The sequence below is a fragment of the Deltaproteobacteria bacterium genome, assembly GCA_009929795.1.
Lineage (GTDB): Bacteria > Desulfobacterota > Desulfovibrionia > Desulfovibrionales > Desulfomicrobiaceae > RZZR01.
The window spans coordinates 1-25,020 of record RZZR01000032.1 but is presented as its reverse complement, the minus strand read 5'-3'; the positions used below and the strand labels follow the sequence as shown (position 1 = coordinate 25,020).

Below are 25,020 nucleotides of genomic sequence, written 5' to 3'. Positions count from 1 at the left end.
CTTTCGGGCTTGAGATGGTTATCAGAAGAACTCGTCCACAGGCGTGTAGTCGAGATTGAAGGCCTCGGCCACCTCGCGGTAGGTGATCTTGCCGTTGACCATGTTCAGGCCCCTTTTGAGGCCTGGATCAGCCTGACAGGCCCCTTTCCAGCCCATGTTGGCGATGCGGATGGCGTAGGGCAGTGTGGCGTTGGTCAGAGCGATGGTAGAGGTGATGGGCACGGCCCCGGGCATGTTGGCCACACAATAGTGGACGATGCCGTCCACGGTGTAGGTCGGGTTGTTGTGGGTCGTCGGCTTGGACGTTTCGAAACAGCCGCCCTGGTCGATGGCCACGTCCACGAGGACCGCACCGGGCTTCATGTCCTTGAGCATTTCCCGGGTGATGAGCTTGGGGGCCTTGGCCCCGATGACCAGCACGGCTCCGATGACCGCGTCGGCCTCTTTCGACAGTTCACGGACGGCGGCCGGGGAGGACATGAGCGGGATACAGTTCTTGGGCATGATCTCCGAAAGGTAGCGGAGTCGGTCCAGGTTCATGTCCAGGATGTAGACCCTGGCTCCGAGCCCTGCGGCCATGAGGGCTGCGTTGGTCCCGACAATGCCTCCCCCGAGGACGAGGATGGTGGCCGGGGCCACGCCGGTCACCCCGCCGAAGAGGATGCCCCGGCCGCCATGAATCCGTTCACTGTACTTGGCCGCTTCTTGCACGGCCATGCGGCCAGCCACCTCGCTCATGGGCGTGAGCAGGGGAAGACGATGATTCTTGTCCTCCACGGTCTCGTAGGCGATGGCCACGGAGTCTGTTTTCTGAAAATTCTTGGTCAGCTGTTCGTCAGCTGCGAAATGGAAATACGTGAAGACGATCTGCCCTTTTTTGACCATCTGGTATTCGGAGGGTTGTGGTTCCTTGACATGCATGACCATGTCGCTCTTGGCGAAGATTTCAGCTGGGGTCTTAACGATGCTGGCTCCGGCCTGGACATAGGCCTCATCAGGAAAACCGCTGCCGACTCCGGCCATGGTCTCCACCAGAACGGTGTGCCCGTTCTGAATCATCATCTCCGCCCCGGCCGGGGTCATGCAGACCCTGTTTTCCTCGACCTTGATCTCTTTTAGTATGCCGACGAGCATGAATGCCTCCCTATAGTGTGTTAGATGTCCATGATGGGTTGTCTCGATCGGGTCCTGCCGTTTCGTTTCAGACCCGCTTCGACGTTTTGTCGGTTGAAAAATTTGAACCGGTATCCTTGGAGCCATCAGGCTTTTCCAGACCAGTGGTTGAAAAATTTGTACCCTCGACGATCATTAGTTCCACATAAACGGGAATCTTCATTTCAAAAAAAAATTCAGTAAAACATTATGTTGTTGGAAGAACATCCCTTTTGTTCGTCGAATGGAACCAGTTTTGCATTAGAGAAGACAATCTTCCTCCTTTTGCAAAAGCCGGCTGACCGGGGGTGGTCCCCAGTCAGCCGGTTTTTTTGTAGCTGGCCAGTATCCCTGACTTCGGCCCGATACCAGTGGACGACTGAGCTGGGCTGTGGTAGTTCCCGAATTGTGTACAGGTCAGCCCGCTAGTAGGGCCAAGGTCGTCATGTCGTCAACCTGAAATCGACTCAAGTGTTTGGCGCCACAGAATGTCCCCATTGCGGCGGGGCGGTCTTGAGCCGAGCCCGCAATCCTTTTCCGACGGTGGACGTGATCATTCACAGACCGGGGCGGGGAGTTGTTCTTGTCCGGCGCAAAAATCCCCCTCTGGGATGGGCACTGCCTGGTGGATTCGTGGACTATGGCGAGCGGGTCGAGACGGCCGCCGTGCGGGAGGCTCTGGAGGAGACGGGTCTCGAGGTCGAACTCACGGGCCTGCTGGGGATCTATTCTGATCCTCGCCGAGATCCTCGAGGGCATACCATGAGCGTGGTCTTCACGGCCATCTGCGTGGTCGATGCGGATCCTCGGGGGGGAGATGACGCCGCCGAGGCCCGATTTTTTCCGCTTGACGCCCTGCCCGGAGACTTGGCCTTCGACCACGGTTCAATCCTTGAGGACTTTGTTGAAGTCAGGGCCCGGTTCAATCCCGTATCCGGAACTGGAAAGGGTTTCGATCGAAGGAGTTTGTAACGAGGTATGCAGGGCATCGTCTTTGCCGCTTCAGAGATCTATCCGTTTTCCAAGAGCGGAGGGTTGGCCGACGTCATGGGGGTGTTACCCCTGACCCTGCACAAGATGGGGCTCGACGTCAGCGTGATCACCCCGTTCTACGGCCGGATTTCGACCTCGCGCTACAAGATGCGGCTTGTGGCCGAAAATTGTCCCGTGGGCTATCCTTGGCCGGACATCACGGCCGACGTCTACAAGGCCGATTTCGAGGGCATGCCCGTCTATTTTGTCGATCGTGGGGAGTATTTCGACCGCCGGAATTACTATTGCACCCATCATGGTGACTATTTCGACAATTGCGAGCGATTCATTTTTTTTTGCCGGGCGGTCTTGTCGATCATCAAGCGTCTGGGGCAGGCGCCGGAGATCGTCCATGTCCACGATTGGCACGCTGCTTTGGTGCCGGCCTTTCTTTACGCCTGGCGTCTGGAGGACCCCTTCTGGTCGGGGACGGCCTCGGTTCTGACCATTCACAACCTGGCCTTTCAGGGCTGGTTCTCGTCCCGTCTGTTCTTGAACAGCGGGCTGCCTGACTGGACCTGGAACATACACGGGGCCGAGTTTCATGGAGGCTTCAACCTTCTCAAGGCGGGCATCTCCTACGCCGATTTGATAACCACCGTCAGCCCGAGTTACGCCCGGGAAATTTTGACCCCGGAGTTCGGGTGCGGCCTGGAGGGAGTTCTACAGAGCCGTCGGGATCGTTTGGTCGGTATCTTGAATGGGATGGATCGTTCGGTCTGGAATCCCGAGGCCGACATGTTTCTTCACGCCAGATACGGCAGGGACGATCTTCGGGGCAAGGAGATGTGCAAGGAGTTCCTGATCGAGGACCTGGGTCTCGACCCGGGCCTGGCCCGGAGGCCAATTTTGGGCTTCATTGGCCGGTTGCGAGAGCAGAAGGGGATTGATATCGTCCTAGAGATATTGCCCAGGCTCATGAAGCGCAATGTGGGCCTGGTGGTTTTGGGCGAGGGCGGGACCGCGTTCGAGGCGAGGCTCATGGAGGCCTCGGAACTCTACCCGGGCCGGGTCTGTGCCGTGGTCGGCTACACTGAGGAGTTGGCCCATCAGATTCAGGCCGGGTCGGACATTTTTCTGATGCCTTCCAGATATGAGCCCTGCGGCCTGACCCAGATGTACAGCTTGAGTTATGGGACTCCTCCAGTGGCCACGGCCGTCGGCGGGCTCAAGGATACTATCGTCCCCTATCCCGATCCTCAGGCCAACGGGTTCACGTTTCAGAGCCCGACCGGGGAAGATTTCCTGGGAGCCATTGATCAGGCCGTCGGCGTATGGTCGGATCCCAAGGCCTGGAAGGCTCTGCAAATTCGAGGAATGAGCGTGGATTTTTCATGGAATGTGTCCGCGTTAAGCTATATGAAGGCTTACCGCAGCCTGGGCAAACTGGTTGGCTCGGTCGGTGGTGGCTTCAAAGGAGGATGAGATAATGAGTCTGGAAAAGAAGTATCTGAAAACAAAGCCGATCTGCAAGGTGACCTTCCGGGTTCCGGCTGAGATGGCACCTGGGGCCGGAAGCGTGAATCTGGTCGGGGAATTCAACGGGTGGGACATCTACGCCATGCCTATGCAACGTCTCAAGGACGGGTCGTTCAAACTCCAGCTCGATTTGGAAACCGATCGGGATTATCAGTTCCGCTATCTCATCGACGAGATGGATTGGGAGAACGATTGGTCGGCCGACGGCTATCGTCCGACCCCGTTTGGTAACTCCGAGAATTCAGTCGTGTCGGTCTAATTTCGGCCGAGACGGTTTCCTGATTTTTAGCTTGAAATCTTTGTCCGTCTCGGTTCAATGAAGGAAACCGGTCCGCTATCCCACCTTTCAATAAGACAGGAGGGAACGGGCCGTTTTTGTCGTTTTCAGGAAGAGATCGACTTGTCTGGCGAGTCGATTCGAAACACACCACGGGAGAAACAATGGATGTGAACACTCAGAGCTGCAAGGAGATCGCCCCCAGGCTCCGGGGGCTGCGGGACGCGCTGGGGCTGAGTCTGGATGAGATGGCCGGGGATCTTGAAGTTTCTGCGGCCGATGTCGAGAGCTACGAGGGTGGCGCGGCCGAGATTCCGGTCAGCTATCTCTTTCATGTCGCCCAGAAGTATGGCGTAGACCTGACGGTGCTGATTTCGGGGAAAGAATCCCATCTGCACGGGTTTTCTCTAGTCAAACAGGGTCGTGGCATGAGTGTCGAACGCCGAAAAGACTACGACTACAAGAGCCTGGCCTACCGGTTCGTTGGTCGGAGGATGGAGCCCTTTCTGGTCACGGTCCCGCCTAGGGAGGGGCATGAAGCGACCTTCAACGAGCACCCGGGCCAGGAGTTCATCTTCGGCCTTGAAGGCCGCCTAGAGGTCGTTCTCGGGGAACGCGTTGTCGTTGTGGAGCCCGGAGACAGCCTGTACTTCACGTCCCGGACCCCTCACTCACTGCGAGGCCTGGACGGCCGGCCGGCCGTCTTTTTGGACGTGATCATTTAGCCTGTGATCGGGTCCCGCCCGCTTTTGTCCTTCCCACAGATACATCATTCCAGGAGAGGAAATGCTGCCTGAAAAGCGACGCTTCACGAGTTACGACGATTTTGTTTCGACCTTCGTCCCGGTCTGTCCGGAAGGATTCAACTTCGCCTTTGACGCGATGGATGTCAGGGCCGAACGCGACGGACATGCCCTGGCCATGATCCACGTCGACACCCACCACTGCCGTCGGGAATACACATACACTTTTTTTTCGGAGAGATCCTCGAGACTGGCCAACGTCCTGAAATCCATGGGCATTGGCCGGGGGGACAGGGTCATGGTCATTCTCTGTCGACGGGTTGAGTTTTGGGTGACCATGCTGGCTTTGCACAAGATCGGTGCCGTGGCCATCCCATCACCCAATTTGCTGACCCCCAAAGACATTGAGTACCGAGTCCGCTTCGCTGAGATCAAGGGCGTCGTGGCCGAGTTCTCGGTGGCCGGGAACGTCGACGCGGCCCGGGCCTCCTGCCCCGGATTGGAGATGCTCCTGGTCGTGGGTTCCGATGGCCCGAGAGCCGGATGGGCGTCCTACGAGGAGCGCGTCGAAGCCGCCTCGCCGGTTTTCGAGCGCCCCGCACCTCATGTGGGAGGCAACGACCCCCTTCTAATCTTTTTTTCCTCGGGAACCACCGGCCAACCTAAGATGGTCCAGCACAGTCACTTCTATCCCCTTGGACATCTGACCACAGCCATGTACTGGCATGATCTGGAGCCCGGAGACATCCATCTGACCCTGGCCGATACCGGTTGGGGCAAGGCGGTTTGGGGGAAGTTTTACGGCCAGTGGATGGCCGGGGCGGTGGTCTTTGTCTATGATTTCAGAGGCAAGTTCGATCCCGACGTCCTTCTCAAGGTCTTGGCCGAGCACAGGGTGACCGGGTTTTGCGCACCGCCCACGGTCTATCGGTTTTTGATCCGCACGAATCTTACCGACTATGACCTACGGGCTCTGCGTCACTGCACCACGGCCGGGGAGCTTTTAAACGAAGGGGTCTTTCATGCCTGGAAGGAGGCCACGGGCCTGCCCATCCACGAGGGCTATGGACAGACCGAGACCACCTTGCAGGTGGCCACGTTTCCGTTCATGGAGGCCAAGCCGGGTTCCATCGGCAGGCCGACACCGGGCTGGAACATCGTGCTTCTGGACGATGAGGGCCGTATCTGTCCTCCCGGCGTGGAAGGCGAAATTTGCGTCGATATCTCCACGGGGAAGCCTGTCGGCCTGATGGACGGCTATCTCAAGGATGAGGAGAAGACAGCGGCGGCCATGAGAGACGGGTATTACAGAACCGGCGACAAGGCCTGGATGGATGAGGACGGATACTTGTGGTTCCTGGGCCGGGTGGATGACCTGATCAAGAGTTCCGGGTACAGGATCGGTCCCTTCGAGGTAGAGAGCGCCCTCATCCTGCACGAGGCTGTGGTCGAGGCGGCGGTGACCGGAGTGCCGGATCCGGTTCGGGGCCAGGCGGTCAAGGCCACGGTGGTTTTGGCCCCGGGGTTTGAGCCTTCCGAGCGGCTGACCTTGGAACTCCAGGCTCATGTCAAGAAGGTCACGGCCCCCTACAAGTATCCGCGGATGATTGAATACGTTCAGGAACTGCCCAAGACCATCAGTGGAAAAATCAAGCGGGCCGAGATTCGGGCCAGGGATGCGATTCGCTGAGTAATCGCAAGGAGAAAGTATGTTACGTCGCAGATTGACTATTGTGTTTGTTGTTCTGGTACTGGCGGCCATCTGGCAGCCAGCCTTGGCCGATGGCCTGGCCGGACGGGTCCAGAAAGCCTACGAGTCCATTGAATCCTTTCAAACCGATTTCGCACAGAAGCTGACCAACGCGGCGACCCAGGAAGTCAGGGACCGGAGCGGGGTTATTCAATTCAAGAAACCCGGGCTGGTCCGATGGGAGACCACAGCCCCGGAGCGGGAAATTCTGGTCGTCGGTCCCGAGATCGTCTGGGACTATTTTCCGGATGAGGAAGTGGCCTACACCTACCCGGCCGGGCAGGTCTTCTCGTCCAAGACCATGCTCCGCTTCATATCCGGTCAGGCCATGCTGGAGGAGGACTTCAACGTGACCGATCAGGGAGTTGACGACGGTTTGGCCAAATTGAGGCTCGTGCCCAAGGAACCTGAACCAAGCCTGGTCCTTGCCTATCTTTGGGTCGAGCCAGAATCGGCTCTGCTGCGCCGGATCCTGCTGGTCGACTTCTTCGGCAACGGAAACGAGCTAGAACTCCGAGACATGCAGGTCAACGCCCCTTTGGACTCGGAAGTCTTCACGTTCACCCCTCCGGATGGGGTGGACGTTTTGGAGAATCCCGAGCTTGGAGGCTAGATCCGGGTTCCGCCGGAGGTTCCTTCCAGGGCTTCACGGGCAAGACCGGCAACGGTGACCGAGGCGAGTTTTCGCTTTTTGTAGAGGTCGAGGTTGGCATCGTCGAATAGAAGCGGTTCCAGATCGTTCGGGGAGAAGTGGCCCTGGAGAAATCCCAAGGCCCAGCAGGCTGTACCCCTGATTGAGGCATCGGGGTCGCTCAGGCATGATCGCAGATCGGCAGCGGCCTTGACAGCCAAATCAGGTTTGGTCTCGGCCAGACGGCCAGCTGCCCAGACTGCGCCTCGTCTGAGGGGTGCGTACTCGAGATAATTGTCCGGAGAGTCTTCGCTTTCCTTGATGTAGGAGAGAAGAATGGAGTGGAATTCTTCGGCCAGGGTTTTGTGGTTGGTCAGGATTTCCCCCATGGTTTCGGGGATGCCCCAGCCGATACCTCCGGATTCGTCGCTCAGGGACCACATGCATCGACGCAGGACGATACGGCCGCTCTCCATCCTTTGATCGGCCATGGCCGGGACGATCAGGCCAAAGGCTGTGACCCCGTGCCATTTGACCAATGGGTCGGCGTTGTAAAGCGAGGAAAACAAAGGTCCCACGACCTTGGCTGAAGGAAGTTCGAGAAGCTCGGGCAGACGGGTTTCCCATGAGGCGTCCTCGAGGATCTCGAAGACCTGGAGTTTGACTTTTCGGCCGCTGACAGGAGACCCGGTTTCCGTGCCGGTGGTTCGAGCCAAGATTTCCCTCCGATTTTTCGGGGTCCGGACCATGGGGGCCGGACCCCACTCGTTTTATTGGTTGGATGTTTCCTTGATTTTTTCAGCCAGTGAGTGCCCCAGGGCCTTGCTCTGGGCCAGGGCATCGTGGGTGGGGACATATTTGGCTCTGACTCCCTCAACGACCTCGAATCCGGCCGAGGACAGCCAATCCGAAATCTTCTTCACGGCCTCGCCGCTCCATCCATAGGAGCCGAAGGCCGCTCCGATCCTGTTCTGAGGCCGCAATCCCTCGACATAGGTCAAAAGATCGGCCACCAGGGGGAGCATGCCGTTGTTGTGGGTCGGGGACCCGATGACAAGGGCCTTTGCGTCGGCCAGCTCTCCCATGATGTCGCTGTGGTGGTACGACTTGAGGTGCATGAGACGGGCCTCGACACCCTTTTCCAGAAGGCCTTCGGCCACGGCCTTGGCCATTTTTTCGGTACTCTTCCACATGGTGTCGTAGGCGATGACGGCCTTGGGCGCGGTCTCCTGGCGGGCGAACCGGCCGTAGGCCTTGAGGATGTCAGCGACGTGGGAGCGCCAGACAACCCCGTGGTCCGGGGCGATCATGTCGATGTCAAGCTTTGCGTCAGCCACGGCCTGCAGGGTCTTCAGAACAAGGTTGGAGAAGGGCAGGATGATGTTTGCGTAGTAGTGGGATGAGGCCCGGAGCAGGTCCTCAAGGTCGTGCTCGTCGTCGAAGATTTTGGACGAAGCGATGTTCTGTCCAAAGGCATCGTTGGAAAAGAGAAGCCTATCCTCGACCAGGAGGGAAAACATGCTGTCGGGCCAGTGAAGCATCCTGGTTTCCATGAACCGGACGGTCTTCTTGCCCAGGGACAGGGTGTCCCCTGTCTTGACCACTTCCAGGGGCCATTGGCGGCCGTGAAATTGGTCGTCGAGGATTTTTTTGCCCATGGTCGAGCAAAATATCTTTTCTGGATTGATCCGTTCGACGATCCAGTCCAGGGCCCCGGCATGGTCGGGCTCCATGTGGTTTGAAATGATGTAGTCGATTTTTTCCAGGGGCACGAGACCCCGGATCTGATGGTAGAGGTCCATGCGAAATTCAAAGGGGACCGTGTCTACCAGGGTTATCTTGTCGTCCAAGATCAAGTAGGCGTTGTAGGTCGTACCCCTATCGGACCTGGAATAGCCGTGAAAGTTTCTGAGGTTCCAGTCCAACACTCCGACCCAGAACACGTTTTTCTTTATTTCGATAGCGGGCATGATGTCGATTCCGTTTGTCGTTGAGGGTTAAAATAAAATCCCCCGCCGGAGCGGGGGATAAAAAGGATCAGCCTTCTTTCTGGAAGTCGTCCTTGGCCGCCCCGCAGATGGGACAGGTCCAATCATCGGGCACATCAGCAAAGGCGGTTCCGGGCTTGACACCGTTGTCCGGGTCACCGTCCTTCGGGTCGTAGACGTATCCGCAGATGGTGCAGATGTATCGATCCATGTCGAATCTCCTGTGGTTATGCGGTGGGTATGTTCCTTGCCCTTTCAGATTTTTGGCCACGAGGCCACCCGGTGGCGGATCAGCCCTCTGCCTTCCAGAGTCCGTGAATATTGCAATATTCCCTGGCCGTGACTTTTTGGGCCTGGATGCAAAACTCGGCCTCGGGCTTGGCCCCGGGAGCCAGAAATGCCTTGTAGGATCTGCCGTCTGCAATGAGCTCAATCCACTCGATGTAGTGTTTTTCTTCCATTGGATGGACGACTGAACCTACAATGACCTTGAAGCCTGTGTCCGTCTTTTCAATGACTGGGACATGCTTTTCCTTGCTGGCGTCGATAGTGCCCTCGGCCATGAGCTTCATTGGCTGTCCGCAGCAGACCAGTTCCCCGGCTCCTCCGTGTAAAACCTCAATGATGTTTCCGCAGATCTCACATTTGTAGATTTCATATTGCTTGGCCATGACTCCTCCCGTGTTTCGTTCGATTGTAATCAAGAACTGATCGTTTCAACCATGGTTACCAGTTTTCACCCAGCAGTTCAAAGTGGGCCTGGGGATGGTCGCAGGCCGGACAGACCCTTGGAGCTGCTTGGGCCGTGTGGATGTATCCGCAGTTTCGGCATCTCCAGACCACACAGGCATCCTTCTGGAAAACACGGCCGGCCTTGATGTTGGCGGCCAGGTCGCGGTAGCGTTTTTCGTGCTGCTTTTCGGCCACGGCGATGGCCCTGAACACCGCGCCCAATTCCGCAAACCCCTCGGCTTCGGCCGTTTGGGCAAATTCCGGGTACATGCTCTCATGCTCATGCTGTTCACCGTCGGCAGCGGCCAAAAGGTTGTCCACGGTTGAGCCGATGACTCCGGCCGGATAGGAGGCGCATACTTCGAGTTCACCACCTTCCAAATATTTGAAGAGACGCTTGGCGTGTTCCTTTTCCTGATTGGCAGTTTCGGTGAAGATGTCGGAAATCTGAACGTATCCTTCTTTTTTGGCCACGCTGGCGAAATACGTGTACCTATTCCTAGCTTGTGATTCACCACTGAAGGCGATGAGGAGGTTTTTTTCGGTCTGGGTGCCTTTGATCGGTTTCATGTACGCCTCTCTTGGTTTCGGTGTTGAAGGCAACAGGGAATAACTTTCGACGCGGCAAATAAAGTCGCTGATGCAAATGACGCCGCTTCGCCGAAAGAAACGGTTTCAATGCTAAGACCGCCGCCGGAATCTGTAAAGGGGGGCAGGGGGAAGGGCGCGGTCGGTTCAGTACGTCGGCTCTTCTTCGGCGTGGTTCGCCGCCCCTCGGCAACGAGGGCAGAGACCGTGAAAGACAACCTCGAAGTCACGGATTTGGAAATCCGACGCAGCGTCCCCGTCCGGGGCCGAGGCGTCGATCTTGAATCCCCAGACATCCCCTATTGAGCCGCATGATTCACAGATGACATGATGGTGCGGGCTTACGTCTCCGTCAAAGCGCATCTTATTGCCGAAGCCCTGGATAGTCCGGGCCAAGCCGCAGCTACTGAGGACTTCGAGGTTCCGGTAGACGGTGCCGAGGCTGATGCTTGGCATGACCGGACGGACGAGATCGTAGAGCTCGTCCGCAGTCGGATGCGATTTGAGGCTTTTGAGAATGTCGAGGATGACACGCCGTTGCTTAGTGATCCTTCGATCAGGTCCGAGTTCCGTTTTCATAATGGATTGAGAACTATTCTTGATTGAATGCATTGTCAAGGAGTTGAGATGAGGTGAATCGGGCAGCGCTTGATCGTCGCCGCCCGAACCTATTGCCTTTGAAGCGGCTTTCGGGTATCGGTCCAACGTCTCCGGACCGAGGATGTTTCGATGTTTTCCGGTCCGACGGACCCGTGTCCCTTACTAATCCGGTGACGTGCCGGTGTCGTGTACCCCATAACCATGCATCGCGCAGGAGGAATCCGAATGAAGAGGAGAATGGTGTTTGTATTGGTGTCGCTGATTCTTGCCTTGGGCCTGGGCGCGGGATCGTCCTTGGCCGCCGAAATCAAGATCGGCGTCATGTGCCCACTGACCGGATCTTGGGCCAGTGAGGGCCAGGACATGAAACAGATCGTGGAGTTGCTGGCCGATGAACTGAATGCGGCTGGAGGCCTGCTCGGCAAGCAGGTGACCGTTGTGGTCGAGGACGACGCCGGCGATCCGCGCTCCGCCGCCTTGGCCGCCCAGCGCCTGAGCACCAAGGGTGTTACGGCCGTCATCGGCACGTATGGTTCTTCGGTGACTGAAGCCTCCCAGAACATCTATGATGAGGCTGGCATCGTTCAGGTGGCCACCGGCTCCACGGCCGTTCGTCTATCCGAGAAGGGGTTGGCCAAGTTTTTCCGGACTAGCCCCCGCGACGACGAGCAGGGAAAGGTGGCGGCCAAGACGATCATGGACAAGGGGTTCAAGAATGTAGCCATCCTGCATGACAACACGTCCTACGCCAAGGGTTTGGCCGATGAGACCAAGGCTATTCTGGACGCCAACGGAGTGAAGATCGCCTTCTTCGATGCTCTGACTCCCAAGGAGCAGGACTATTCAGCCATCCTGACGAACCTCAAGGCCGCCAACCCCGATGTCATCTTTTTCACCGGCTATTATCCCGAAGCCGGTCTGCTGCTTCGTCAGAAAAAGGAAATGAACTGGCTGGTGCCCATGCTCGGCGGTGACGCCACCAACAACAGCGACCTGGTCAAGATCGCCGGCAAGGAACCTGCCCAGGGCTTCATGTTCCTGAGCCCGCCTCTGCCCCAGGACTTGGACCGGGCCGACGCCAAGGCCTTCCTGGCCTCCTACCAAGCCAAGTTCAAGGCCATGCCCGTGTCCATCTGGTCGGTTCTGGCTGGTGACGCCTTTAATGTTATTGTCGAGGCCATCGCCAAGACCGGGAGCGAAGACCCGGCGACCATCGCCTCGTATCTCAAGGAAAAGCTGGACAAGTATCCGGGGCTGACAGGGGACATCTCATTCAATGAGAAGGGCGACCGTATCGGTGACTTGTACCGGGTGTACGAGGTCGACGCCGCAGGCAACTTCGTCCTGCTTCCCTAGATCGGGTTCATGGGGCGGGGTCTTTTAGACCTCGCCCCTTTTTCCGACGGTTCCGGTTGTCGGATCATCCACTACCGCCATCACTCAACCGACGCGCAGGAACGGCCAATGGAGCAATTTTTTCAGCAATTGACCAACGGACTGGCCGTGGGGGGGATTTACGCCCTCATCGCCCTTGGCTACACCATGGTCTACGGGGTCATGAAGCTCATCAACTTCGCCCACGGAGATCTGTTCACCATAGGGGCCTATCTTGGGCTTACGGTTCTCCTGTCTCTTGGTCTGACCGACCATCTAGGCCCTCTGGCCGGAGTGTTGGTACTGGCTCTCATGGTCATGGGCCTGGTGGCCGTGGTCGGAGTGGTCCTCGACCGTGTGGCTTACAAACCCCTGCGGTCCTCGCCCCGGCTTTCGGCGGTGGTTTCGGCCCTGGGGGCGTCCATTTTTCTCCAGAACACCATCATGCTCATCTACGGGGCCAGGTTCAGGGTCTATCCCCACGACATTCTGCCCAAGATGGCAGTGAATGTCCTTGGCCTGGATATCCCGCTCATGCGGATCATTCTCTTCGGAACTTCTCTCGTTCTCATGCTCGCTCTGTATTTTTTCATCCAGAAAACGAGGCTCGGCACTGCCATCAGGGCGGCGGCCATTGATCAGGGTGCGGCCAAGCTCATGGGTATCAACGTCGACCGGGTAATCATGCTGGTCTTCATTATCGGCCCGGCCCTGGGTGGAGCGGCCGGGCTTATGGTTGGACTCTACTACGGGCAGGTCAATTTCACCATGGGCTGGGTCTATGGCCTGAAGGCTTTTACCGCGGCCATCCTGGGGGGGATCGGGAATATTCCGGGGGCCATGGTCGGCGGTCTTCTTCTTGGGGTCATCGAGGCCCTGGGCGCGGCCTACATCTCCGTCGCATGGAAGGACGCCATCGCCTTTTGTGTTCTTATTCTCATCCTCATCGTCAGACCAACGGGCCTGCTCGGTGAACGGGTCGCGGAGAAGGTGTGATGAAACGGTCCCTGGCCCTATACATCCCACTCGTGGCCGTCATGGCCGTGCTGCCCCTGTTTCTCGACTCCTATTGGACCGATGTTTTGAACAACGTCGGGCTCTACGCCATACTGGCTTTGAGCCTGAACATTATCCTCGGTCACGCCGGTCTCTTCCATATGGGCCACGCGGCATTCTACGCCATGGGAGCCTACACGACGGCCATCCTGAACACGACTTACCACGTTCCGGTTCTCTGGCTCATGCCCGTGAGCGGCCTGGTGGCTGCGGTCTTTGCCATGGTGGTGGCCAGGCCCATCATTCATCTCCGGGGGGACTACCTTCTCATCGTGACCATCGGCATCGTCGAGATCACCCGCATCGCCTTGATCAACAACGTCTTCGGCATTACCGGAGGAGCCAACGGCATCTTCGGCATATCCCGGCCGAGTGTGTTCGGATTTACCATCCGCAAGCCGCAGGAATTTTATTACCTGATCTGGATTTTCGCCGGCCTGACCGTGTTCTTTTTCCATCGTCTGGCACATTCGAGATTCGGCCGGGCCCTCAACTACATCAAGGAGGACGAGGTAGCGGCCGAAGGCAACGGGGTGGACACGGGTCACTACAAACTGGTGGCCTTCACCCTGGGGGCCTTTTGGGCCGGAATGGTCGGAACAATCTATGCCACCAAGATGACCATCATCGCCCCGGAATCCTTTTCCTTCTGGGAGTCGGTGGTCTTTTTCACCATCGTCATCCTGGGCGGTTCAGGGAGCATCCGAGGCGTGATCCTCGGGGCCTTTCTGATCATTGGACTCCCCGAAATTTTCCGGCAGTTCGCAACGGCCCGAATGCTCGTTTTCGGCGCGGCCATGGTGGCCATGATGGTTTTTCGTCCCCAGGGATTGCTTCCCCCGCTTCCTCGCCGGTACGCGACAAAATCACTCAAGGACGGGGAGGCGTCGTTATGAGCCTTCTGGGCATCAAGAACCTGTCTAAATCTTTTGGCGGCCTGATGGCCGTGAACGACGTGTCCTTCGACATTGAGGATGGGTCCATTGTCGGACTTATTGGACCTAACGGGGCCGGCAAGACCACGGTTTTTAATCTGATCACCGGAAACTATCGGCCTGACACGGGCGAGGTCCTTTTCCAGGGCCACAACTTGATCGGCCTTGCAACGCACCGTATAGTGGCCCTGGGCATTGCCCGGACCTTCCAGACCATTCGTCTGTTCCAGAACATGACGGTGCTGGAGAACGCCCTGGCCGGATGTCATTGCCGGATGCGTTCGGGCGTCCTGGGGGCCATGCTCCGCTTGCCGGGCCAAAGGGCTGAGGAGCGCAAGGCATTGGCTCTGGCTATGAAAGAGCTCACCTTTGTCGGTCTGGACGGGCAGGCCGATCAATTGGCCAAGAACCTTTCGTACGGCAACCAGAGGCTTCTGGAAATCGCCCGGGCCCTTTCCACGAAGCCGAAATTCATCATCCTGGATGAGCCGGCCGGGGGCATGAACGACCATGAAACCCAGAAATTGATTTCCCTCATTCGGGCCGTGCGGGACAGGGGAATCACGGTTCTTCTCATCGAGCACGATATGAACTTGGTCATGAAGATCTGCGAGCACTTGGTGGTCCTCGAACATGGGGCCATGATCGCCCAGGGGACTCCAACCGAGATCAAGGCCAATCCCAGGGTGATCGAGGCCTACCTGGGAACCTCGGAGGACTAGAAATGCTCAAAATTGAGAATCTCATCGTGCGTTACGGAAACGTCGAGGCCTTGCACGGAGTGAGTCTGCATATAGAGGAGGGTGAGATCGTCACCATTCTCGGCGCCAACGGGGCGGGCAAGTCGACCACCCTCATGGCCATCAGCGGTCTGGTCAGAGCCTCGGGAGGATCGATCTACTTGCGAGGCGAACCCTTGCACGCGCTGCCGGCCCATGCCGTGGTCACAAGAGGGATCGCTCAATGTCCGGAAGGGAGACGGGTTTTCGGAACCCTGACCGTGGACGAAAATCTTCGTCTGGGGGCTTTTACCCGCAAAAATCACGACGCCGTCCGGGACACCAGACAATGGGTGTACACACTGTTTCCGAGGCTCAAGGAACGGGAAAGTCAATTGGCCGGAACCCTGTCGGGTGGGGAGCAGCAGATGCTGGCCATCGCCAGGGCCCTCATGGCTAGACCGAACGTCTTGTTGCTGGACGAGCCCTCGCTGGGCCTGGCCCCAATCCTGGTCAATTCGATTTTCGCCACTATCCGAGAGATCAACCAGTCCGGAGTGACGGTTCTCCTGGTTGAGCAAAACGCCAGGGCTGCTCTGAAATTAGCCAGCCGTGGGTATGTGATGGAGGTGGGCGATATCGTGCTCGAGGATACTGCCGAGGCTCTGTTGGCAAACCCTGATGTTCAGAACGCTTATCTCGGAGGGGCGGCAGGATAGATCTTTCTGGGGTTGAAAAAATAGCCCGCATGGGCGGGCCTTTTGAATTAAACCGGCCAGGAAAGGTTCCTGGCCGGTTTTTTGCTAGCTATCGGCAAAAGCACTCAATCGTCTCGCCGAGGGATTTCTGGTGGGTTTGCCCTGCGGGGGATTTTTTATGCAGTCTGGGGATGCTTGCGGGCCTTCATGATCACTCCGGCAAAAACGGCGACAGCAGCGGTCAGTAGGGCTAGTCCGAGCACAGGGCGATAGAAAATCCAGGCCATGGCGATGACCAGCAGGCTGCAGGCAAGGGCGATGGCCAATGAGATCAGTCCCGTTCCAAGGCGAAGAACGTCGCCGATAAAGGGTACCACATCGCCGAGGACTCCGACGATGCCGAAGATCATGCGTAACCCTGCGAGCATGAGAATGAAACCGATCGCCCTGAGTAGCCAAGTCAAGGTCGAGTTCGCACTCTGGGCTGCGCTGAACATGGAACTTGCGTCGTGCAGTCCCGGTTTGAGCATGAGCAGGGTGCGACGGCCGTCGCTGGTCTGGTATCCGCCAAAGGAATTACCCTGCTGGCGGGCGATGATACTGACATCCTGCTGCGGGGCATAGGTGTGGCGGATGCGCATGTCGCCGACAGCCGGTTCGTCAGGATTGGCCCCGATGTAGTACTGGCCGCGTACGACGCGAGGTCTGGTTGTGTTTTTCGATTCCATCCCTTCGAGTCGCACGGTGTCCGACGCGGGCAGCTTGTCGGTCAGGGAACGGGGCATGGTGAAAGCTCCGATCGTAACATCCGTTGCGGTTAGAGAAAACGGTTCATACGGTAACGATGACGGGTTTTCATGGCCGGAGGGCTGGTGAAAACGAGATGAATCGATTCGCGAAGAGGACCAGTCCCTGGAGTATGTATAGGTGGTCTGGCGCTCCACTGATCCGCCCATGTTCTTTTTTTCCGTGGTTTCCTGGTGTTCCATCCATTGGAAGATCTCGACCTTGCGATCCAATCGTAAGGCTGTAACGCTGGCGGCCGGAAAATCCGGATCGGTCAAGGTGTCATCGGTCTCGGCCCGACCGCTGACGTGGACCAGTCTACCCTCGTTGGCGGGATCGATCCAGTTGGCGGACACGGAAACGACGATTCCTGCTCCTTCGGCCAGTGATTTGGCCGTGAGGACGGCCCGGCCTTCATTCCACCATAAAAGGGGCCAAGCGGCCAAAAATATTAGGACGCCCAGACCGACGGCCTTTAGGGATCCGCTCAGCCTGGAAAACCATGACTGCTTGCTGACGACGGTGTATCGATCATCACTCATGTCCTTCTCCCTGCACCTCGAGGATGCGTCGTACGCGGTTCTATTATTTTGAGATATTCAGGACAGCCCTCGGATGGCGCCCCATAGCATTTTGATTCCGCGTCGGCAACAGCGACGGGCGTTTGGAGGGTCGACTTTCCGAAAGAAGGACGCGCCATGACACGAAAAAGGCCCGCATTTGCGGGCCTTTTTCGTGTCGATGAAACTTTGGAAGCCGACTCAGACCGCGGCTCGCTCCCTGTCTTCGGGTTCAGAATCGGGAAGGGTCGGGCCGAATCCGAGAAGAATGGGACTGGCCACGTAAATGGACGAGTAGGTACCAACGAAGATGCCGACCAGCAGGGCGAAGGCGAAGTCGTGAATGACTCCGCCGCCGAAGAGGAACAGACAGAAGACGACCATCAGGGTGGTGCCCGATGTCAGGATGGTCCTGCTCAAGGTCTCGTTGATGCTCTTGTTGACCAGACGGCTCAAGGAAGACTTGCCGCTCTTGCCCCGGAGGTTCTCCCTGATGCGGTCGAAGACGATGATGGTGTCGTTCAGCGAATACCCGACGATGGTCAGCAGAGCGGCGATGATCGTCAGGTCGAATTCCTTGTTCAACAGGGAGAAAATTCCCACGGTGACTATGACGTCGTGGGTCAAAGCCACTACGGCTCCCAGCGCATAGTTGAGCTTCAGATACCAGCAGAGCGCAAGCGTGATGAGCATGGCGGCCACGATCAGGTAGGTGGTGGGCAGGCTCATAAGCTGAAGGACGTAGATGGTTCCGGCCAGGCCACCGGCCATGATGGCAGAGGTCATCCATCGCTGTTCGAATCGGCCGGAGATGTAGATGGCAATGAGAAGCACGGCGTAAAACAGGGCCTCAAGGGCCTTGCCCCGAAGGTCGGCTCCAACCTTCGGGCCGACCATTTCCAGCCTTTGAACCGTGAAAGGAGTGTCAGCCATGTTGGAGGCCAAGGCCTCGGAAACCATGGCTCGTATCTGTTCCGGGTTGGCCTCTTCGGTGGATGTCCGGAGTAGAACGGTGTTCTCGTCATCCTGCCCGAAGCGCTGAATGGTCAGACCGGACAGGGGCACGTCATTCAATGCGGATTTGACCCGGTCAATATCGAGACCCTTGTCGAATTCGATTTGGATGATGGTGCCGCCGGCAAAGTCGATGCCCAGGCGAGGCCCGCCCTTGACGACAAGGGAAATCAGGCCGACGAGGATCAGAATGATCGAAAAGGCATAGGCGTATTTGCGTACACCGATAAAATTGATGTTCGTGTCAGGGGGAATGATGCGCAGTCCCATGGTCTCGTCTCCACTCTCTTTTTAGATGCTCAGGGCGGCGTTGGCCGGCCGTTTTTTTAGCCAGTAGTCGAACAGAATCCTGGAAACGAACAGGGCAGTGAACATGGAGGCCAGGATGCCAAGAGTCAAGGTCACGGCAAAGCCGCGAATCGGACCGGTCCCGAATTGATAGAGAACCACGGCGGCGATGATGGTGGTCACATTGGCGTCCAGGATGGTCAGGGTGGCCCGGCTGTAGCCCTCGTCCACGGCCGCTCGCGGCGAGAAGCCCTTGCGCAGTTCCTCCCGAATGCGCTCGAAGATCAGGACGTTGGCGTCCACGGCCATACCGATGGTCAGAATGATACCCGCGATGCCCGGCAGTGTCAGTGTGGCCCCAAACCCGGCCAGGCCGGCCATGATAAGGAGGATGTTAAAGATCAGGGCGATGTCGGCGATGATTCCGGCAAAACCGTAGTAAACGATCATGAAGACGAGGATCAAGGCGCCACCGATCAGGGCCGAGAGCACGCCCTTGTCGATGGATTCCTGACCCAGGGAGGGGCCAATGGTCCGTTCTTCGAGAATTTCCACCGGGGCGGGCAGGGAGCCGGCCCGAAGGACCAGGGCCAGATCGTGGGCCTCGTCGGTGGTGAACTGTCCGGAGATGCTGGCCCGGCCTCCACCAATTTTTTCTTGAATGACCGGAGCCGAGTAGATGGCACCGTCCAGGACGATGGCCAGACGCTTCTTGACATTTTCGGCCGTGATCCGTTCGAAGATTTTGGCTCCCCGATCGCTGAAGTTGAGGCTCACGTAGGGCTGTCCGTATGAGTCGAACTGGGTTCTGGCGTCGGTGATGTACTCACCGGTCAGGACGACTTCGCTCTTGAGGACCATGGGCTGTTTGGAGATGGTTCCGTCGGCCAGTTTCTTGTGCAGAAAATAGAGGGCGTCGCCAGGAGGAAGGACCCCCTGGACGGCCTTGCTCACATCGGCCGTGTCGTCCACGAGCATGAACTCCAGATGGGCGGTCTTGCCGATGATCTGGATGGCCCGCTCGGGATCGTCGAGGCCTGGAAGTTGAACCTGAATTCGGTTGTCCTGTTGCCTTCTGATGTCCGGTTCGGACACTCCGAACTGGTCGATGCGGTTGCGGATAGTCTTGACGGCCTGCTCGATGGTCAGTTTCTCGAGATTTGTCTGGTCCTCCGGCTTGAGGGCCAGGGAGTAGACCATTCGATCGTTGCCTTCGTCGGCCCGGTTGACGATCTGCACCTGGCGGAAGCTGGCGGCCAGAAGATCCTCAAGTTGCTTCTGCTGGTCCTTCTTGAGAAGAGCGAAGGTCAGCATCCCCTCGGGTGTGACCTCGGGTCTGAATACGGCAATTTTTTGTTCCCGGGCCTCGTCGCGAAGATTGCGTCCTGTTTGGGCCATGGAGTTGGCCACGGCTTTTTTGACGTCGACACCCAGGGTCAGGTGCATACCTCCCTTGAGGTCCAGTCCCAGGCTGATCTGGCGTTCGGGTAGAATCCGCTTTAACCCGTCGGTCACGAGGGAGGGGAATGTCGGCAAGACGTAGGCGATGGCCAGGAGCGCGACGCAGACGGTAAGCACGATCCGCCAACGGAGGCTTCGATTCATAACTCTAAAACCTCGAGAGATGTGAAAAATGAAAAAAAACAAGCCGGCAGACGAATTCTGCCAGCTTGTTCGGGCCAGATTCCCAACCCGTTATTTCTTGTCCTTTTTTTTCCGTTCGGCGGCCGCCGTACCACCGTTTCCGGCCTTGGGCTCGGCCAGTCCGGCAATGTATCCGCGGTTGATGCGAACCAGATTCTCCTCGCCAAGGTCCACGGTCAGAACGTCTTCGGCGATGGCGGTGATCCGCCCATACAGACCGCCGTTGGTCAGGATATGGTCTCCCTTGTTCAGATTGGCCAGGGTCTGGCGATGTTCCTTGGCCTTTTTCTGCTGTGGTCTGATGAGCAGAAAGTAGAAGATGGCGAACATGATAATTAGGGGCATGAAGGCGGTCAACGGATTGCCGCCCTGAGCGGATGCGTCTCCGGTCGTTCCCATGGCGTAGGCGATATCTGAAAGAAACATGAACCCTCCTGGTCTGGCGAGGCTTGAGTTGTGTCTCGGGCCGACGCCCAGGCTCTTCCGAAGCCTGTGCGATTTGTGGCGGCCGAACGTGGTTTCCTAAACTTCTGGTGCTCGAACTGTCAAGGACATTGCGAGGAGAGGCCTTTTCTGCATTGATGGGGAACAGACGAGTGGCATCGATCAGGACGAAGCGATCAGTGGGGTCAGTCGTCGAGGAGGAGCATGAACACAGGGGTGATGGGCCTCGGTTTCGGCGGATCGACCGCGAGGTCTGGTCGATAATTGAGAAGCGAGCAGACCATGCGGTTGGCCTGCTCTCGAGTGAACTGGTTCATGCACGAGTCGTCGGTGTAGTTCATGTAGTTGTGGATGGGGTCGGGCGAAGCGCAGGTTGAGGTCTGAGTGCATCCGTAATGATCTTCGGCCTCGGCCGGGGTGTCCACGATCAGGTCCCCGGTGGTGTAGGTGTTCTGACAGGCCTCGTAGCCTTCGAATGTGTGGTAGAGCCCCAGGTAGTGGCCCATTTCGTGGACGGCGGTGCGGCCTTGGTTGTACGGAGCAATGCCTTCCCTTCGTCCTCCAAAGACATCATAAAAAATGACCAGACCGTCGCGAACGCCGGGGCTGTCCTGGGGAAAATAGGCGTAGCCGAGGTTGCCGCCGGCCGAGTTGACGTAGATGTTGCAGTAGCGGGACCGGTCCCAGCCAAGGGCCGTCTTGTAGATCTCCTCGTCGTTGTCGTCGAACCAGTTGTCGTTGGCCGTTCTGGTGACGGTCTCCAGCCTGAACTGGATCATGGTATTAAACCCTTCTTCGCCCAAGGTCCCGGCCATGGCCGCATAATCTTTGTTCAAGACGTCGATCTGGCGGTTGATACGGCCATCATCCAGATTTCCCGTGCCATCGGTTTTGTGGATGATATGGACCACGACCGGGATGGTCAGAACCGTGTTCGGCCAGTACTCGTTTTGGATGACGGTTTGTGCCGTGGTGCAGTCGGAAAGGCTTTTCTGGGCGCTTCCCTGATCGCTTTCGATACGTTCGGGACTCATGGTTCCGCAGCGTTTGCCGGACAGTCGAAAGTAGTCGGAGTTCAGGTAGGCTTGCATAGAGCCGAAAGCGAGGCCGTCGACCACGACTTGGCCATCGGCTTGCGTGGAAAATGTGGAATGGGGTCTGGATTCAGCCTTGGCAGCTAGGACGAAAGTCAAGATTACAAGAACGGCTAAAAATACAGGGTTGATTCGGAATGCGCTCACGGAGAAACTTCTTTGAAAACGAATTTTAGAATATCATTAGGTTGAAATATTGCACGGAAGGGGCTTTTTATGCAATGCCTACGACTGGAAAACAAGTAATTATATTTTTTAATAATTTGAAATTGTTGTGTTTATTTTGATATTTCTGATGCTTGGCAAAAATCCATTTCAGTCGTTCCTCAGAGGAGGTTCGTGGTTTTTTTTGCCTTATGTCAGACGGTCATCTATCAGAATATGAACTCGACAACAGGGCCGCAAACTGTTTAGAATGATCACGATATTCCGGAGCGACTCTGCAAGGAACGAGGAAATGAGCAAGAAGATTCTCGTCGTGGACGACGAGGCGCATGTCAGGCTGCTGCTGGAACAGACTTTGGAGGAGCTGGAGGACGATTTCGGAGTGCGCATTCTGGCGGCCTCGGATGGTCAGGAGGCCTTGGACGTCATCGTTCACGAGTTTCCGGATCTCGTGTTTTTGGACGTGATGATGCCCAGGATGAATGGCTATCAGGTTTGCGAGGCCGTGGCCTCCAATCCGGACCTGCAGGGAATCACAATCGTCCTGCTGACGGCCAAGGGCCAGGAGGCGGACCGCAGGCAGGGCCTGGAAACAGGGGCTTTCCGGTATATGACCAAGCCTTTCGATCCCGACGAACTGCTCGATTTGTCCAAGGTTCTGCTGGGGTTAGCCTAGCCGGCCTCCATCCTGTCAGAATCCGCTTCCTGCAGATCTGCGATGAACCTATGACCAAAGAAACGCCAAGGAAGATCATGCCGACACACCTTCACGTTATCGGCCCCGAGGAGACGCTCAAGGCCGCCGTCTCCCTGATGCGGGACAAGAATATTTCATGCCTGCCCGTGGTCAGAGGGGATGTGGCTGTGGGCATCCTGACCGAGCGGGATCTGGTCCGTTTCATTCTCAAGTTCGGCCTCGTCTTCGATGGCTATCTTGTCCGGGACGTGATGACCTCCAGGGTGATCACCGTTTCGGAGAACGAGGACCTCTACGACGTCTATTCCCGGATGTGCGGGAACCGGATTCGGCATTTGGTGCTGACCGACGCTTGTGGCAAGGTAGTGGGCATCAAGACCTTCACCGATCTGATGATCAGCCTGGGCCGTGAATATCTGGCCGAGATCAAGACCGTGGGCGAGGTCATGACTAGGGAGATATTCACGGCGCAGAAGGAAACATCCGTGCGTGAGGCTCTGAACCTCATGCTCGGCCACAACATCAGTTGTGTCCCGGTGGTTGAGAACGAACGTCCTGTGGGAATCATCACCGAGCGAGATCTCGGTCGTTTGGCTTCGGGCGGGCCGGAGGTCCTCGATCAGAGGATGAAGGAGGTCATGCGCGGTCCGGTCCACGGGATCAAGGAGAGCGTCTACGCCTTCGACGCAGTCTCCCTGATGAACGACCTGGGCGTTCGCCATCTTACGGTGACCGACGACTCCGGCCGATTTGTGGGCCTGGTGACCCAGACGGACATGGTGGTCGCTCTCATCAAGCGCCACGCCAGCCTGGAGTTCCTGATCCGCAAGCGGACCAGACAACTGACCCGTAAGAGCGAGGAGCTGGAGTTCTCGAACCAGCAATTGCGGCATCTGGACGAGATCAAGTCGGCCTTCCTGTCCTCGGTTTCCCACGAATTGCGCACCCCTCTGACTTCGCTTTTGGGCTTCGCCAAGATCACCGGCAAGACCTTCGCCCGCCATTTCCATCCCTTGGCCCAGGGCAACGAAAAGCTCATGGCTCAGGGCGAGAAGATCCTTGGCAACCTGAATATCCTGGTCCACGAGGGGGAGCGGATGACCAGGCTGATCAACGATTTTTTGGATCTGACGAAGATCGAGGCCGGCAGGATCGAATGGCATGACAAGCTTGTTCAGGCTTCGGAGTTTGTTCTACACGCCGCAAACTCGCTTCAGGCCCAGTTTGAGGCCAAGGAAGGCGTTGAGTTGAAGATCCGGGTGGAAGAGAATCTCCCGGCAGTCTATGTGGACATGGACCGGATGCTTCAGGTGATGATCAATCTTTTGAGCAACGCTGCCAAGTTCACGGATCGGGGTTCGGTCACGGTTGAGGCCGTCAACGTGGACAACGAATTCGTCGAGGTTCGGGTCGTCGATACTGGACCAGGGATTCCGGCGGACGAGGTGAACAAGATCTTCGACAAGTTTCACCAACTGGAGAAGAGGGGACAGGGGCAGAAAATTTCCGGCACGGGCCTGGGGCTGGCTATCTGCAAGGAAATCGTGGAGCACTACAAGGGTCGAATCTGGGCCGAGTCCGTGGTCGGCCGGGGCAGCTCCTTTAGATTTCGCATTCCGACGGCCGGTCAGGCGGTCAAGGAAATGTCGCTGAAAATCAAGACGGTCAGTTCCGGGGCCGGAGACCCACAGGTCCCAATAGTTCTGGCCGTTGACGACAGTTCGGCTATCCGGGAGTACCTGGCGCAATTGTTCTCTGACGAGGGGTTCCGGATCGTGACCGTGCCCGATGGACGCAAGGCCCTGGAAGTGGCCGAGGAAGTGCTGCCCCAGTGCATTGTCATGGACTTGATGATGCCTGGTATGGACGGAGGGGAGACCATCCGGCACCTGCGAGACAACCCGGTCACAAAGGACATTCCGGTGATCGTTCTTTCGGCCTATCCCGGACGCAAGATTCAGGGGCAGGACGCCTCCATCCCCAAGCCGGTGGATGAAACCCTGCTGATCCAGACGGTCAGGGGACTGATCCGGGGCGGCCGTATCCAGGGTCGGAAGTGCATACTCGTCCCAAACTACAAGTCCGGGGGGAACATGCTCATGATCTCGGCCGGCAAGCTGAGTTTCGTCAAGCCCGAGGAATTGAAAGGCGATCTTTCGGATCGTTTTTCGGGCACGGTTTTTTTGCCCGGAAGGGCCCTGGGCGATCCCGGAACCATGCGGGCCGTATCTACCATCGACGATGTCCTGATCATGATCATGTCCGACGACACGGATCATGAACAGGGGGATCAAGACGATTGAGGGGCTGGCCGGGCCCAGGGGGTGAGGACGATCATGTCTGATCGCGACAAGAAAAGGTCTGCGAGAGCGTTCCGAGTCCTGGTCGTGGGGGCCGCTTTCCTGTTTTTTTCCCTTCAGGCCGTTGCCATGCCTGATACCGATCCGGTCCTTCTGGGGATCAACTATCCGCTCACGGGACCCTATTCGGTGGAGGGGCTGGACCAGATCCGGGCGGCGCGCATGGCGGTGGACGAGATCAATAGGCAGGGAGGCATACTGGGCCGTAGGGTGG

At 57.5% G+C, this 25,020-nt stretch carries 26 protein-coding genes; 14 read left to right on the top strand and 12 right to left on the bottom strand.

Annotation, left to right across the window (positions count from 1 at the left end):
* Positions 1 to 21 precede the first annotated feature (21 nt).
* Positions 22 to 1,134, bottom strand: a complete 1,113-nt coding sequence (gene ald, locus EOM25_05525; GenBank protein ID NCC24651.1) for an alanine dehydrogenase — start codon at positions 1,132 to 1,134, stop codon at positions 22 to 24.
* 489 nt (positions 1,135 to 1,623) lie between these two features.
* Here ald and EOM25_05520 point away from each other — a divergent pair, with 489 nt between their 5' ends.
* From EOM25_05520 to lolA, 6 genes are all read left to right on the top strand, one after another.
* Complete coding sequence (locus EOM25_05520) at positions 1,624 to 2,124, top strand: NUDIX hydrolase (GenBank protein ID NCC24650.1); 501 nt, start codon at positions 1,624 to 1,626, stop codon at positions 2,122 to 2,124.
* A 6-nt stretch (positions 2,125 to 2,130) separates the two neighbouring features.
* Positions 2,131 to 3,609, top strand: coding sequence for a glycogen synthase GlgA (gene glgA / locus EOM25_05515; protein NCC24649.1), 1,479 nt, complete (start codon positions 2,131 to 2,133; stop codon positions 3,607 to 3,609).
* A gap of 4 nt (positions 3,610 to 3,613) precedes the next feature.
* Positions 3,614 to 3,922 (top strand): glycoside hydrolase, encoded by a 309-nt coding sequence (locus EOM25_05510; protein NCC24648.1) that lies wholly within the window; start codon positions 3,614 to 3,616, stop codon positions 3,920 to 3,922.
* A 182-nt stretch (positions 3,923 to 4,104) separates the two neighbouring features.
* Positions 4,105 to 4,665, top strand: a complete 561-nt coding sequence (locus EOM25_05505; GenBank protein ID NCC24647.1) for a cupin domain-containing protein — start codon at positions 4,105 to 4,107, stop codon at positions 4,663 to 4,665.
* A 61-nt stretch (positions 4,666 to 4,726) separates the two neighbouring features.
* Positions 4,727 to 6,373 (top strand): acyl-CoA synthetase, encoded by a 1,647-nt coding sequence (locus EOM25_05500; GenBank protein NCC24646.1) that lies wholly within the window; start codon positions 4,727 to 4,729, stop codon positions 6,371 to 6,373.
* A 19-nt stretch (positions 6,374 to 6,392) separates the two neighbouring features.
* On the top strand, positions 6,393 to 7,046 hold the full coding sequence (gene lolA / locus EOM25_05495) for an outer membrane lipoprotein carrier protein LolA (GenBank protein ID NCC24645.1): 654 nt from the start codon (positions 6,393 to 6,395) through the stop codon (positions 7,044 to 7,046).
* Here lolA and EOM25_05490 read toward each other — a convergent pair.
* From EOM25_05490 to EOM25_05465, 6 genes are all read right to left on the bottom strand, one after another.
* On the bottom strand, positions 7,043 to 7,813 hold the full coding sequence (locus EOM25_05490; GenBank protein ID NCC24644.1) for a HEAT repeat domain-containing protein: 771 nt from the start codon (positions 7,811 to 7,813) through the stop codon (positions 7,043 to 7,045). The genes lolA and EOM25_05490 overlap by 4 nt on opposite strands.
* Positions 7,814 to 7,834: 21 nt before the next feature.
* The gene (locus tag EOM25_05485) at positions 7,835 to 9,034 is read right to left on the bottom strand and encodes an FprA family A-type flavoprotein (GenBank protein ID NCC24643.1); all 1,200 of its coding nucleotides are present in this window, start codon (positions 9,032 to 9,034) and stop codon (positions 7,835 to 7,837) included.
* 67 nt (positions 9,035 to 9,101) lie between these two features.
* Positions 9,102 to 9,263 (bottom strand): rubredoxin, encoded by a 162-nt coding sequence (locus EOM25_05480; protein NCC24642.1) that lies wholly within the window; start codon positions 9,261 to 9,263, stop codon positions 9,102 to 9,104.
* A gap of 79 nt (positions 9,264 to 9,342) precedes the next feature.
* On the bottom strand, positions 9,343 to 9,723 hold the full coding sequence (locus EOM25_05475; protein NCC24641.1) for a desulfoferrodoxin: 381 nt from the start codon (positions 9,721 to 9,723) through the stop codon (positions 9,343 to 9,345).
* Between the two features lie 55 nt (positions 9,724 to 9,778).
* Positions 9,779 to 10,354: a rubrerythrin family protein gene (locus EOM25_05470; protein ID NCC24640.1), complete on the bottom strand. Its 576-nt coding sequence runs from the start codon at positions 10,352 to 10,354 to the stop codon at positions 9,779 to 9,781.
* Positions 10,355 to 10,519: 165 nt separating this feature from the next.
* Positions 10,520 to 10,951, bottom strand: a complete 432-nt coding sequence (locus EOM25_05465) for a transcriptional repressor (GenBank protein ID NCC24639.1) — start codon at positions 10,949 to 10,951, stop codon at positions 10,520 to 10,522.
* A gap of 246 nt (positions 10,952 to 11,197) precedes the next feature.
* Here EOM25_05465 and EOM25_05460 point away from each other — a divergent pair, with 246 nt between their 5' ends.
* The 5 genes from EOM25_05460 (at position 11,198) to EOM25_05440 (ending at position 15,775) form a co-directional block, all read left to right on the top strand.
* Positions 11,198 to 12,328 (top strand): branched-chain amino acid ABC transporter substrate-binding protein, encoded by a 1,131-nt coding sequence (locus EOM25_05460; protein NCC24638.1) that lies wholly within the window; start codon positions 11,198 to 11,200, stop codon positions 12,326 to 12,328.
* 108 nt (positions 12,329 to 12,436) lie between these two features.
* Complete coding sequence (locus EOM25_05455; protein NCC24637.1) at positions 12,437 to 13,342, top strand: branched-chain amino acid ABC transporter permease; 906 nt, start codon at positions 12,437 to 12,439, stop codon at positions 13,340 to 13,342.
* Complete coding sequence (locus EOM25_05450; GenBank protein NCC24636.1) at positions 13,342 to 14,298, top strand: branched-chain amino acid ABC transporter permease; 957 nt, start codon at positions 13,342 to 13,344, stop codon at positions 14,296 to 14,298. The genes EOM25_05455 and EOM25_05450 overlap by 1 nt, the downstream gene beginning before the upstream one ends.
* On the top strand, positions 14,295 to 15,059 hold the full coding sequence (locus EOM25_05445) for an ABC transporter ATP-binding protein (GenBank protein ID NCC24635.1): 765 nt from the start codon (positions 14,295 to 14,297) through the stop codon (positions 15,057 to 15,059). Before EOM25_05450 ends, EOM25_05445 begins: the two co-directional genes overlap by 4 nt.
* A 2-nt stretch (positions 15,060 to 15,061) precedes the next feature.
* On the top strand, positions 15,062 to 15,775 hold the full coding sequence (locus EOM25_05440; GenBank protein ID NCC24634.1) for an ABC transporter ATP-binding protein: 714 nt from the start codon (positions 15,062 to 15,064) through the stop codon (positions 15,773 to 15,775).
* Between the two features lie 155 nt (positions 15,776 to 15,930).
* On the opposite strand, the gene EOM25_05435 is transcribed toward EOM25_05440, so the two are convergent.
* From EOM25_05435 to EOM25_05415, 5 genes are all read right to left on the bottom strand, one after another.
* Positions 15,931 to 17,082 (bottom strand): hypothetical protein, encoded by a 1,152-nt coding sequence (locus tag EOM25_05435; protein NCC24633.1) that lies wholly within the window; start codon positions 17,080 to 17,082, stop codon positions 15,931 to 15,933.
* Positions 17,083 to 17,301: 219 nt separating this feature from the next.
* Complete coding sequence (gene secF / locus EOM25_05430; protein ID NCC24632.1) at positions 17,302 to 18,384, bottom strand: protein translocase subunit SecF; 1,083 nt, start codon at positions 18,382 to 18,384, stop codon at positions 17,302 to 17,304.
* A gap of 21 nt (positions 18,385 to 18,405) precedes the next feature.
* Positions 18,406 to 20,007, bottom strand: a complete 1,602-nt coding sequence (secD, locus tag EOM25_05425; GenBank protein ID NCC24631.1) for a protein translocase subunit SecD — start codon at positions 20,005 to 20,007, stop codon at positions 18,406 to 18,408.
* 90 nt (positions 20,008 to 20,097) lie between these two features.
* Entirely contained in the window at positions 20,098 to 20,472 is a 375-nt protein-coding gene (gene yajC, locus EOM25_05420) for a preprotein translocase subunit YajC (GenBank protein ID NCC24630.1), read from the bottom strand.
* A 203-nt stretch (positions 20,473 to 20,675) separates the two neighbouring features.
* Positions 20,676 to 21,731, bottom strand: coding sequence for a zinc metalloprotease (locus EOM25_05415; GenBank protein ID NCC24629.1), 1,056 nt, complete (start codon positions 21,729 to 21,731; stop codon positions 20,676 to 20,678).
* 310 nt (positions 21,732 to 22,041) lie between these two features.
* Between EOM25_05415 and EOM25_05410 the strand changes: the two genes are divergently transcribed.
* The 3 genes from EOM25_05410 to EOM25_05400 all read left to right on the top strand — a co-directional run.
* On the top strand, positions 22,042 to 22,425 hold the full coding sequence (locus tag EOM25_05410) for a response regulator (protein ID NCC24628.1): 384 nt from the start codon (positions 22,042 to 22,044) through the stop codon (positions 22,423 to 22,425).
* 50 nt (positions 22,426 to 22,475) lie between these two features.
* Positions 22,476 to 24,749, top strand: a complete 2,274-nt coding sequence (locus tag EOM25_05405) for a CBS domain-containing protein (GenBank protein ID NCC24627.1) — start codon at positions 22,476 to 22,478, stop codon at positions 24,747 to 24,749.
* A 126-nt stretch (positions 24,750 to 24,875) separates the two neighbouring features.
* On the top strand, positions 24,876 to 25,020 hold a 145-nt coding region (locus EOM25_05400), incomplete at its 3' end, for a hypothetical protein (GenBank protein ID NCC24626.1).

What these genes read in the sequence shown, in the direction of transcription:
- ald (NCC24651.1), bottom strand. Translation starts at nt 1,134, where the DNA reads ATGCTCGTCGGCATACTAAAAGAGATCAAGGTCGAGGAAAACAGGGTC.
- glgA (NCC24649.1), top strand. Translation starts at nt 2,131, where the DNA reads ATGCAGGGCATCGTCTTTGCCGCTTCAGAGATCTATCCGTTTTCCAAG.
- EOM25_05510 (NCC24648.1), top strand. Translation starts at nt 3,614, where the DNA reads ATGAGTCTGGAAAAGAAGTATCTGAAAACAAAGCCGATCTGCAAGGTG.
- EOM25_05505 (NCC24647.1), top strand. Translation starts at nt 4,105, where the DNA reads ATGGATGTGAACACTCAGAGCTGCAAGGAGATCGCCCCCAGGCTCCGG.
- EOM25_05500 (NCC24646.1), top strand. Translation starts at nt 4,727, where the DNA reads ATGCTGCCTGAAAAGCGACGCTTCACGAGTTACGACGATTTTGTTTCG.
- lolA (NCC24645.1), top strand. Translation starts at nt 6,393, where the DNA reads ATGTTACGTCGCAGATTGACTATTGTGTTTGTTGTTCTGGTACTGGCG.
- EOM25_05490 (NCC24644.1), bottom strand. Translation starts at nt 7,813, where the DNA reads ATGGTCCGGACCCCGAAAAATCGGAGGGAAATCTTGGCTCGAACCACC.
- EOM25_05485 (NCC24643.1), bottom strand. Translation starts at nt 9,034, where the DNA reads ATGCCCGCTATCGAAATAAAGAAAAACGTGTTCTGGGTCGGAGTGTTG.
- EOM25_05480 (NCC24642.1), bottom strand. Translation starts at nt 9,263, where the DNA reads ATGGATCGATACATCTGCACCATCTGCGGATACGTCTACGACCCGAAG.
- EOM25_05475 (NCC24641.1), bottom strand. Translation starts at nt 9,723, where the DNA reads ATGGCCAAGCAATATGAAATCTACAAATGTGAGATCTGCGGAAACATC.
- EOM25_05470 (NCC24640.1), bottom strand. Translation starts at nt 10,354, where the DNA reads ATGAAACCGATCAAAGGCACCCAGACCGAAAAAAACCTCCTCATCGCC.
- EOM25_05465 (NCC24639.1), bottom strand. Translation starts at nt 10,951, where the DNA reads ATGAAAACGGAACTCGGACCTGATCGAAGGATCACTAAGCAACGGCGT.
- EOM25_05460 (NCC24638.1), top strand. Translation starts at nt 11,198, where the DNA reads ATGAAGAGGAGAATGGTGTTTGTATTGGTGTCGCTGATTCTTGCCTTG.
- EOM25_05455 (NCC24637.1), top strand. Translation starts at nt 12,437, where the DNA reads ATGGAGCAATTTTTTCAGCAATTGACCAACGGACTGGCCGTGGGGGGG.
- EOM25_05450 (NCC24636.1), top strand. Translation starts at nt 13,342, where the DNA reads ATGAAACGGTCCCTGGCCCTATACATCCCACTCGTGGCCGTCATGGCC.
- EOM25_05445 (NCC24635.1), top strand. Translation starts at nt 14,295, where the DNA reads ATGAGCCTTCTGGGCATCAAGAACCTGTCTAAATCTTTTGGCGGCCTG.
- EOM25_05440 (NCC24634.1), top strand. Translation starts at nt 15,062, where the DNA reads ATGCTCAAAATTGAGAATCTCATCGTGCGTTACGGAAACGTCGAGGCC.
- EOM25_05435 (NCC24633.1), bottom strand. Translation starts at nt 17,082, where the DNA reads ATGAGTGATGATCGATACACCGTCGTCAGCAAGCAGTCATGGTTTTCC.
- secF (NCC24632.1), bottom strand. Translation starts at nt 18,384, where the DNA reads ATGGGACTGCGCATCATTCCCCCTGACACGAACATCAATTTTATCGGT.
- secD (NCC24631.1), bottom strand. Translation starts at nt 20,007, where the DNA reads ATGAATCGAAGCCTCCGTTGGCGGATCGTGCTTACCGTCTGCGTCGCG.
- yajC (NCC24630.1), bottom strand. Translation starts at nt 20,472, where the DNA reads ATGTTTCTTTCAGATATCGCCTACGCCATGGGAACGACCGGAGACGCA.
- EOM25_05410 (NCC24628.1), top strand. Translation starts at nt 22,042, where the DNA reads ATGAGCAAGAAGATTCTCGTCGTGGACGACGAGGCGCATGTCAGGCTG.
- EOM25_05405 (NCC24627.1), top strand. Translation starts at nt 22,476, where the DNA reads ATGACCAAAGAAACGCCAAGGAAGATCATGCCGACACACCTTCACGTT.